This window comes from Sphingopyxis sp. (assembly GCF_036402335.1).
In the GTDB taxonomy this organism is placed as follows: domain Bacteria; phylum Pseudomonadota; class Alphaproteobacteria; order Sphingomonadales; family Sphingomonadaceae; genus Sphingopyxis.
The window spans coordinates 1-2405 of record NZ_DASWTD010000674.1 but is presented as its reverse complement, the minus strand read 5'-3'; the positions used below and the strand labels follow the sequence as shown (position 1 = coordinate 2405).

Here is a 2405-nt window from a genome sequence, read left to right as displayed (position 1 = left end):
CAAGGCGCTCGCACGCGCGCTGAGGCAGGCGGTCGAGATTGATCCGCGCAAGGCCGATTCGGTGCCCTCCACCAAGGGGACGCTGGGCGGTGGCTGAAGCGGTCGCGCTGATCGATTACGGCGCGGGCAATCTCCATTCGGTCCACAACGCGCTCCGCGCCGCGGGTGCGACCTCGGTTTCCGTGACCGCCGATCCGGCGGTCGTGCTTGCAGCGGACAGGATCGTGCTGCCGGGGGTGGGCGCCTTTGCGGCCTGTGCTTCGGCGTTGAACGCGATTCCGGGCATGCGCGCCGCACTCGACGAAGCGGTGCTTGGGCGCAACAAGCCCTTTCTCGGCATCTGCGTCGGCATGCAGCTGATGGCGACGCGCGGCGAGGAGTTCGGCGGCGAGCAAGGGCTTGGCTGGATCCCCGGCACCGTCCGCCTGCTCCGCCCCGCCGATCCGGCGCTCAAGGTGCCGCATATGGGCTGGAACGACGTGACGCCGGCAACGCCCCATCCGCTGATAGCAGCGGGCGAGGCCTATTATCTGCACAGCTTTGTCTTCGACGTCGCCGACGCGGCGCATCTCGCGGCGGTGAGCGATCATGGCGGCCCCGTCACCGCCGCGGTCGCACGCGATACGATGATCGGCGTGCAGTTCCATCCCGAGAAGAGCCAGCGTTACGGGCTCGATTTCCTCGCCCGATTCCTGGAGTGGCGGCCATGAGCCTTATCGTTTTCCCCGCGATCGATCTGAAGGCGGGCCAGGTCGTACGCCTTGCCGAGGGCGATATGGACCGCGCGACGGTCTATGGTGACGATCCCGCTGCCCAGGCGCTGCTGTTCGCCGAAGCTGGCGCAGGGCATCTTCATGTCGTCGACCTTGATGGCGCTTTCGCTGGCGGATCGGTCAATGGCGAGGCGGTGAAAGCGATCGTCGAAGCCTTTCCCGGTTACGTCCAGCTGGGCGGCGGGATCCGCAATCGCGAGGCGATCGAACGCTGGTTCGACTTTGGTGTCGCGCGCGTCGTGATCGGTACCGCGGCACTCGAGAATCCCGAACTCGTTCGCGAGGCGGCGAGCGACTTTCCCGGTGGAATCGTCGTCGCGGTGGACGCGCGCGATGGCATGGTCGCGACCAAGGGCTGGGCCGATGTGTCCGACGTCTCGATCGTCGACATGGCGCGGCGCTTCGAGGATGCGGGTGTGGCCGCGCTGCTCTTCACCGATGTGGGCCGCGACGGCTTGCTCAAAGGCTGCAATGTCGAGGCGACGGTCGATCTGGCGCGCGCGACCGACATTCCCGTCATTGCGAGCGGCGGCGTCGCGGGGATCGGCGATATCCGGATGCTCGCGATCCACGCAAAGGACGGGATCGAGGGCGTGATCACCGGCCGCGCACTCTATGACGGGCGGCTCGACCTTGCCGCCGCGCTGGCGGTGGCGGCGCTGTGAGCGTCCGCGCGCGCGTCATCCCCTGCCTCGACGTCAAGGACGGGCGCGTCGTAAAGGGCGTCAACTTCGTCCATCTCAGGGATGCGGGCGATCCGGTCGAAGCAGCCCGCGCCTATGATGCCGCGGGCGCCGATGAGCTCTGCTTCCTCGACATCTCCGCGAGCCACGAAGGCCGCGGGACGCTGATCGACATGGTCCGCCGGACCGCGGAGGTGTGCTTCATGCCGCTGACCGTGGGCGGCGGCGTGCGCAGCCCCGAAGATGCGCGCGCGCTGTTGCTTGCGGGCGCCGACAAGGTGGCAGTCAACAGCGCTGCGGTCGCGCGGCCCGAGGTCGTGGCCGAGATCGCCGAGCGCTTCGGCAGCCAGTGCATCGTCGGATCGGTCGATGCGCGGCAGGTCGGGCCGGGGCGCTGGGAGATCTTCACGCATGGCGGCCGACGCGAAACCGGAATCGACGCGATCGAACACGCGGTCCGCCTTGCCGCACTCGGCGCGGGCGAGCTGCTCGTGACCTCTATGGATCGGGATGGCACGCGCGACGGCTATGATCTGGCCCTCACGCGCACGATCGCCGATGCGGTAAGCGTGCCCGTCGTCGCCAGCGGCGGCGTGGGCGGGCTCGATCATCTGGTCGAGGGGATCACCAGGGGACACGCCAGCGCGGTGCTCGCCGCCTCGATCTTCCATTTCGGCGAAGCGAGCATCGCCGACGCGCACGCAGCGCTTGCCGCCGCGGGCATTCGGGTGCGTGCCGGCTGCCAGGGCTGTTCCGGCCTTGGATGAATCGTCATTGCGAGGAGCGCAGCGACGAAGCAATCCAGCTATGCCAGGCATCGCGCTGGATTGCTTCGCTTCGCTCGCAATGACGCCTTGGCTCAATCTGACTCCGAAAGATTCCAGCCGGCCCTGATTTTGACCATTTTCTGAAATGGTTAATGTCGACCGGCTTTACAGTAACCATATTT

General features: G+C 67.3%; 3 protein-coding genes and 1 pseudogene. All 4 read left to right on the top strand.

Annotated features, from left to right (window positions below; translation table 11 throughout):
* Positions 1-97: pseudogene (locus VGD20_RS21630) on the top strand (imidazoleglycerol-phosphate dehydratase); the annotation flags it as partial.
* Positions 90-710, top strand: a complete 621-nt coding sequence (gene hisH, locus VGD20_RS21625; protein WP_331136431.1) for an imidazole glycerol phosphate synthase subunit HisH — start codon at positions 90-92, stop codon at positions 708-710. The pseudogene VGD20_RS21630 and the gene hisH, both read left to right, overlap by 8 nt.
* On the top strand, positions 707-1438 hold the full coding sequence (gene hisA, locus VGD20_RS21620) for a 1-(5-phosphoribosyl)-5-[(5-phosphoribosylamino)methylideneamino]imidazole-4-carboxamide isomerase (RefSeq protein ID WP_331136430.1): 732 nt from the start codon (positions 707-709) through the stop codon (positions 1436-1438). The genes hisH and hisA overlap by 4 nt, the downstream gene beginning before the upstream one ends.
* Positions 1435-2223, top strand: coding sequence for an imidazole glycerol phosphate synthase subunit HisF (gene hisF, locus VGD20_RS21615; RefSeq protein WP_331136429.1), 789 nt, complete (start codon positions 1435-1437; stop codon positions 2221-2223). The genes hisA and hisF overlap by 4 nt, the downstream gene beginning before the upstream one ends.
* The last annotated feature ends 182 nt before the right edge of the window (positions 2224-2405 follow it).